Annotated in this window: 6 protein-coding genes; 4 read left to right on the top strand and 2 right to left on the bottom strand. The window is 42.1% G+C overall.

Going from position 1 to position 7,039, the window contains the following annotated elements; genetic code table 11:
* Positions 1–32 precede the first annotated feature (32 nt).
* The 4 genes from E0F88_RS26890 (at position 33) to E0F88_RS26905 (ending at position 5,850) form a co-directional block, all read left to right on the top strand.
* Entirely contained in the window at positions 33–869 is an 837-nt protein-coding gene (locus E0F88_RS26890) for a LamG domain-containing protein (protein ID WP_131961382.1), read from the top strand.
* 105 nt (positions 870–974) lie between these two features.
* A complete protein-coding gene (locus E0F88_RS26895; protein ID WP_131961383.1) occupies positions 975–2,630 on the top strand; it encodes a glucoamylase family protein in 1,656 nt (551 codons plus the stop codon).
* A gap of 61 nt (positions 2,631–2,691) precedes the next feature.
* Entirely contained in the window at positions 2,692–4,053 is a 1,362-nt protein-coding gene (locus E0F88_RS26900) for a glucoamylase family protein (RefSeq protein ID WP_131961384.1), read from the top strand.
* A 150-nt stretch (positions 4,054–4,203) separates the two neighbouring features.
* Entirely contained in the window at positions 4,204–5,850 is a 1,647-nt protein-coding gene (locus E0F88_RS26905) for a M1 family metallopeptidase (protein WP_131961385.1), read from the top strand.
* On the opposite strand, the gene E0F88_RS26910 is transcribed toward E0F88_RS26905, so the two are convergent.
* A complete protein-coding gene (locus tag E0F88_RS26910) occupies positions 5,845–6,510 on the bottom strand; it encodes a thiamine diphosphokinase (protein ID WP_131961386.1) in 666 nt (221 codons plus the stop codon). The genes E0F88_RS26905 and E0F88_RS26910 overlap by 6 nt on opposite strands.
* Positions 6,511–7,039: hypothetical protein (locus tag E0F88_RS33810; RefSeq protein WP_220466385.1), on the bottom strand; the 529-nt coding region annotated here is incomplete at its 5' end. It abuts the gene before it with no gap.

The raw sequence follows: 7,039 nt of genomic DNA on the forward strand, positions 1-7,039 counted from the left end.
TCCAGATTCTTACAATTCAATTAGAAATAGTAATGAAAAAATATAATCAACTTCTTTTCAGGTTATTTGCTTTAAGTTTAACAATTACCGCTTTTTCCTGCCAGCATTTCGAGAGACCGGAACTGGTCATGATCTCCGACGATGATCCGTCGCTAAACGGCCCCTTGCAGCGGTTTTGGGCATTTGAAAATGTGGCGACTGATAGCATCTGGGGTTCGCGGGGTACGGTTACAGGTATATCCTATGTTGATGGTATAAAAGGTAAAGCTTACAAGGGTTCTGCCACGGGCCAGATTGAGTATGCTTCCGCAGGTAAGCTGGCATCCATGGAAAGTTTCACCATCGCCTTTTGGATGAATACTGCTAAACATACCGGTGGCTCGCAATGCGTTTTTATGCTTCCAAATACCAATGATTTTTGGGGAAACGCATTTATGCTTATTGAAGGAAACACGGCTGCGAATGACTCCATGCTGGTTAAATTTAATTTCGCAGGCAACTGGGCTGAGTTCTCAGGCACAAAAAATGCAAACGGCTTAAACAAATGGCCAAACGCATACAACAAATGGAAACATGTCGCCTTCACTTACGATGGCGCAACTTCAAAATTTGCAACCTATATTGACGGGGTGAAACTGGCGCTGGACGCCTCTGTTACCGATCGCAAAAAAAACGGAGCGGCACTGGGCCCTCTTAAAATGACAAATGCTTCGAAGTTTGTTCTGGGAGGTTTTCAGCAACACATAGGCATTAAAGCGCCCGCAGATGCCTGGATGCTACATTACACAGGGATGCTGGATCAGTTTCGTGTGTATACAAAAGCATTAACCGATGCTGAGGTAACGGATCTATATAGCAAAAAAATGTAATGCTCTTTACAGGCAGGCTGATAACACCTGCCTGTTTAATTCTTCTGACCAAATCATAGCCAGACAAACATTCCGGCGTCAGGATCACCGTATTTCAACCATAAAATGAAACTGATCTTATATCAACTATTTTTTATCATCCTGATTTATGGATGCAAGCAAAAGGACGTTGATACTGTGGAGAGGCCTTCCGTTTTTTCATTAAAAAGTGTCTTTGTAAATGGTAAAAACAGCGGATTTGAATATAAAGAACTTAATACAACTCCTGTTATAAAACTTTCTTTTTCCAGTCCTATCGAAAAATCTACGGTTGCCAGGGCCATTGTTTTGTACAACACTAAAAATGAGAGTCTGCCATATAAAACAACCTTTGAAAATAACGCGAATGAAATTACGATTGAACCGAATGCTCCGCTTTTACAGCTCTCCGGTTATAGACTGGCACTGTCTGACGCACTCGAATCACCCTCAGGAGGGAAGCTTCAGATCCCTGTTACAATTTCTTTAAAAACCGCCATTGATTCTACGGATAAATTTCCGGTGCTGTCAAATGAGGACTTGCTGACTTTGGTACAAAAGCAGACTTTTAAATATTTCTGGGATTTCGCTCACCCGGTTAGTGGTCTTGCAAGAGAACGGAATACTTCGGGAGATGTGGTTACCAGTGGCGGCAGTGGCTTTGGCATCATGACTATTCCGGTTGCGATTGAAAGAAAGTTTATTACCCGCGCCCAGGGACTGGAACGTATGCAAAAGATCGTTGCCTTCCTGAAAGACAAAACACAAAAATTCCATGGTGCTTTCCCTCACTGGCTTAACGGAGCTACCGGAGCTGCGATACCGTTCAGTGCGAAGGACAATGGGGCGGATCTTGTCGAGACTTCACTTTTAATGCAGGGACTACTGGTTAGCCGGCAGTATTTCAATGGACAGGAAGCTGATGAAACAGCGTTGAGGATAGAAATCAATAATTTGTGGCGGGGAGTTGAGTGGACCTGGTTTCAAAAAAATAAAGAGAATGTACTTTACTGGCACTGGAGTCCGGATTATGGCTGGGAGATGAACCATCAGATAAAAGGCTGGAACGAGTCGCTGATAACTTATGTATTGGCCGCTTCCTCTCCCACTTTCCCGATTACAAAATCAGTTTATGAAAATGGATGGACAGGTAATGGGAATTTTGTAAATGGAAAAGAATTTTATGGCATCAAACTTCCATTAGGGGATGATTACGGAGGTCCGCTTTTTTTTGCACATTATTCCTTTCTTGGGATTAATCCAACCGGCCTCACCGATAAGTTTACAAACTATTTTACCCAAAACAAGAATCACAGTTTAATCAATTACAATTATTGTAAAACCAACCCCCTGTCTCACAGCGGATACAGTAATTCGTGCTGGGGATTAACAGCCAGCGACATTCCTGACGGATATAATGCCAATTCCCCAACCACTGATAAAGGAGTTATAGCTCCGACTGCGGCATTGTCATCTTTTCCCTATACTCCTGTTGAATCGATGCAGGCCTTAAAATTCTTTTACAATAAACTCGGGGATAAAACCTGGGGCGAATACGGTTTTCGGGATGCTTTTTCAATGAACCAGCTGTGGTTTGCTGATTCTTATCTGGCAATAGACCAGGGACCCATTGTGATAATGATTGAAAACTACCGCAGCGCCTTATTATGGAATCTTTTCATGAGTTGTCCGGAGGTTAAAACGGGGATGAAAAATTTAGGATTTCAAAGTCCCAATCTTTGATGCTGTATCAGGTTGGACAGGAAATCGAATAACAAAAAATTATCATTATAAAATATTAATCATGAGGACTTTATCTTATTTACTGATATCAATCTGCCTGACATTTCTGTCAACGGAAAGCTATGCGCAAAAGAAAAAGACAGTTGCTGGAAAACCAGGTACTTTCAATCCGGCGGCAAGGCCAAAAAATCTATCGGATACTGCTTTGCTTGAATTGGTTCAAAAACAAACGTTCAGATATTTCTGGGAGTTTGGCCACCCGGTAAGCGGAATGTCCCGCGAAAGGAGCAACGTTGCTTTTGACTATGGGGATGAAGTAGTTACAACCGGAGGGACTGGTTTTGGTATCATGGCCATGATCGTGGCAGCTGAGAGAAAGTGGCAGCCACGCGATTCTGTTGCATCTAGACTCTTAAAAATGGTTAAGTTTCTTTCTAAGGCAGATGCTTATCATGGCGTGTTTCCGCACTGGCTGAATGGCGCAACAGGTAAAACAATACCTTTCGGCCGTAAAGATGACGGTGGCGACCTGGTGGAATCTTCCTTCCTCTTCCAGGGGTTACTTGCAGCCAGGCAATATTTCAATGCAGATTCAAATCTTGAAAGAGAACTTCGTAACCGGATCACCGGAATCTGGGATGACGTTGAATGGAACTGGCATACACGCGATGGAAGGGACCAGCTCTACTGGCACTGGAGCCCAAATAACGGCTGGGCAATAAATTTTGAATTAAGAGGTTACAATGAAACGCTTATCACTTACATCTTAGCGGCCTCGTCTCCCCGTTATCCAATTACCAGGCAGGTTTATGACAAATGCTGGGCTGAAAGCAGCCATTTCAAAAACGGCAAGGAATTTTATGGTGTTAAACTGCCATTAGGTTTTGACTTTGGAGGACCGTTGTTTTTTACCCACTATTCTTTTCTTGGACTGGACCCGCGGAATCTCAGGGATCAATATGCCAATTATTGGGAGCAGAACGTGAATCATAGCCTGATTAACTACAAACATTGTTTAGCGAACCCTGGCAAATTCAAAGGTTATGGGGAAAATAGCTGGGGTTTAACAGCGAGTGACACCTACAACGGATACAACGCACACTCTCCCACAAACGATTTTGGTACGATCACGCCCACGGCCGCGCTATCGTCTTTCCCCTATACACCTGAACAATCGATGAAAGCCCTAAGACATATTTATGAGGATTTGGGAGATAAAATTTGGAGTGAATATGGTTTTACAGACGCCTACAACGAGTCGCAAAACTGGTATGCTACCTCCCATTTGGCAATTGATCAGGGACCGATCATTGTCATGATCGAAAATTACAGAACCGGTTTGTTATGGAAACTTTTTATGCAGGATCCTGACGTGCAAAAAGGTTTGAAAAAACTGGGCTACGAAAGTCCTGCCATAAAGTAATGCACAGAAATTAACACTTCATTTTCAAAAATTAACCGAAAGACCGGCGCAAGCTGGTCTTTCGGTTTTATGGATTATAATTGTAACTTCATACCAGTTTGTCTGTGTTTTTAAAAAGTCTGTCAGGCTTCAAATCAACGAATTTTAGTTATGCCCAAAAAGAAAAATTTACCTTACATTATCCTTTTTACCTTTCTGACCTGTCAGCAACTTTTGGCACAAAAAACTGTCTTTACACATGCTGATACGCTGAGAGGTTCAATCACATCTGAACGTTCCTGGTGGGATCTTACCTACTATCATCTTAATGTTAGACCGAATCCAAAAGACAGTTCTGTTACAGGAAGCACAGAAATCCGTTATAAGGTATTAAAGCCTTATCAGTTAATTCAGGTGGATTTACAGGAACCACTAATTATTGAGAAGGTAATTCAGGATGGTCAGTCGTTAAAGTTCCGACGAGACGGTAGTGCCTTTTTTATCACACTCATTAAAAAACAGGAAACGGGAAAACAGGAAGCCATTACAGTTTTTTATAATGGAAAACCAAAACTGGCAAAACGTCCGCCATGGGATGGAGGAGTTCAGTGGGAACTTGATAACAATAAAAATTCTTGGATCTCGACTTCCTGCCAGGGACTTGGTTCCAGCGTTTGGTGGCCATGCAAGGATCACATGTATGATGAGCCTGATAGTATGCAGGTGAGTATCACAGTTCCCGGTAATTTATCCGATGTCTCCAATGGAAAACTCCGTAATGTGGTTAACAATACCGACGGCACAAAAACATTCAACTGGGTGGTAAATAATCCGATCAACAATTATGGTGTAAACATGAATGTTGGAGATTATGAAAGCTGGAAAGAGGTTTACAAAGGTGAAAAAGGTGACCTGGACTTAAGTTATTATGCTTTGAAACAAGATTTATCCAAAGCAAAAGAGCACTTCAAACAAGTCCCTATGATGCTGAAAGCCTTTGAACACTGGTTTGGACCTTACCCTTTTTATGAGGATGGATACAAACTGGTGCAGGTTCCATATCTGGGAATGGAACACCAGAGCTCTGTTACTTACGGGAACAAATTTCAGAACGGATACCTGGGTCGTGATTTGTCGCAAACAGGTTGGGGACTTAAATGGGATTTTATAATCATTCATGAAAGCGGGCATGAATGGTTTGCAAACAACATCACCTACAAAGATGTTGCTGATATGTGGGTACATGAAAGTTTTACAAATTACTCGGAAAACCTTTACACTGAATTCTATTTCGGAAAAGACGCAGGAGCCGATTACGTTATTGGCACACGTAAATTAATTGCAAACAAGGCTCCGATTGTCGGAACTTACAATGTAAACAAAGAGGGATCAGGTGACATGTATTACAAAGGAGGAAACATGCTTCACACCATCCGCCAGATCGTAAACAACGATGAAAAATGGAGAGGAATTTTGAGAGGTTTAAACAAAACCTTCTATCATCAAACAGTAGACGGATCTCAAATCGAAGCATATGTAAGCAAAAACGCAGGAAGAAACATTTCCAAAGTTTTTGACCAGTACTTACGTGATACCCGTATCCCGTTACTCGAATATTCTTTTAAAGATAATGTTTTGGAATACCGCTGGTCAAATGTGATCGATGGTTTTGATATGCCTTTAAAAGTCAAAATCGGGGAAGGGAAAGACCAAACCATTTATCCTGAAAACAAATGGAAAACAGTAAAGTTAAAGGGAGAAAAAGCTTTAACAGTCGACCGGAATTTCTACGTGGAATCAAAACAGGTTTCGCTATAAATCCCAGCATTCCATTATAAGCAAATCACCCTGTGAGGCGGAGATACGAACCATTCCATCGATCTCTGCCTCATTACTATTACCGGTACGATGTCCAAGCGTAAGTGTTTCGTGATCGAGATTATATTTTAGTCCGCTCGTTCTAATTCCCTGTACTTCCCCTACCGGAATTAACGAAATTGGCGTTCCGGCAACATACCACTTTTCAAAAATACCTCTGAGCGGAAAAATCTTGGAATAATCATCAAATAAAACCAATCTGATCTGGTCTTTGTAACGAACCAGATTGGTGATGTTGGTAATGGCATGATCTGCACGGCGTCCGGTTGCCCAAACAATATTTGCAGCTGGAAAACCTCTTCCAATCAAAAAATCAATAGCTTTTTCAAGATCCGTTTTGTCCTGATCGGGTGTGCTGACAATTTCCAGCGGCTCCTGACTAGACCGGATCGCTTCAAAGTCGTGATCTTTGTCGAAGTCGCCGAGCCAGACATCTATTTTAATGCCCAGTTCCAGAACGCGGTAAATTGCATGATCTAAAACGACAATAAACGGGCTCCATTCAAGCAGTTGTCCAAGAAGTTCTTCGCTACATGCTTCACCATTCGCGATAATCAGTGCTGGTTCTTGTTTTTCTTTTACAATGTGGTGGGAAGACATTTACTCTTGTTTATTTTTAATAAGCGTGATAATTTCCTGGAATTTCAATCCAAACTCATCAAACCTACTATTGACTTCTTCTTTAAAAGTAGCAATATCCTGCCGTACTTCGGTCAATTCTTGCCTTACCTCTGCAACGTCTTGCTTAACTTCCGCAACCTCCTGTCTTACTTCCGCAACCTCCTGTTTTACTTCCGCAACCTCCTGTTTTACTTCCGCAACCTCCTGTCTTACTTCCGCAACCTCCTGTCTTACTTCCGCAACCTCCTGTCTTACTTCCGCAACCTCCTGTTTTACTTCTGCAACCTCCTGTCTTACTTCTGCAACTTCCTGTTTTACTTCTGCAACCTCCTGTCTTACTTCTGCAACCTCCTGTCTTACTTCCGCAACCTCCTGTCTTACTTCCGCAACCTCCTGTCTTACTTCTGCAACTTCCTGTCTTACTTCTGCAACTTCCTGTCTTACTTCTGAAACCTCCTGTCTTACTTCTGAAACCTCCTGTCTTACTTCTGAAACCTCCTGTCTTACT

The organism is Dyadobacter psychrotolerans, assembly GCF_004349265.1.
Lineage (GTDB): Bacteria > Bacteroidota > Bacteroidia > Cytophagales > Spirosomataceae > Dyadobacter > Dyadobacter psychrotolerans.

Excerpts from the sequence above, each read along its gene's own strand:
- E0F88_RS26890 (WP_131961382.1), top strand. The coding sequence starts at position 33 with ATGAAAAAATATAATCAACTTCTTTTCAGGTTATTTGCTTTAAGTTTA.
- E0F88_RS26895 (WP_131961383.1), top strand. The coding sequence starts at position 975 with ATGAAACTGATCTTATATCAACTATTTTTTATCATCCTGATTTATGGA.
- E0F88_RS26900 (WP_131961384.1), top strand. The coding sequence starts at position 2,692 with ATGAGGACTTTATCTTATTTACTGATATCAATCTGCCTGACATTTCTG.
- E0F88_RS26905 (WP_131961385.1), top strand. The coding sequence starts at position 4,204 with ATGCCCAAAAAGAAAAATTTACCTTACATTATCCTTTTTACCTTTCTG.
- E0F88_RS26910 (WP_131961386.1), bottom strand. The coding sequence starts at position 6,510 with ATGTCTTCCCACCACATTGTAAAAGAAAAACAAGAACCAGCACTGATT.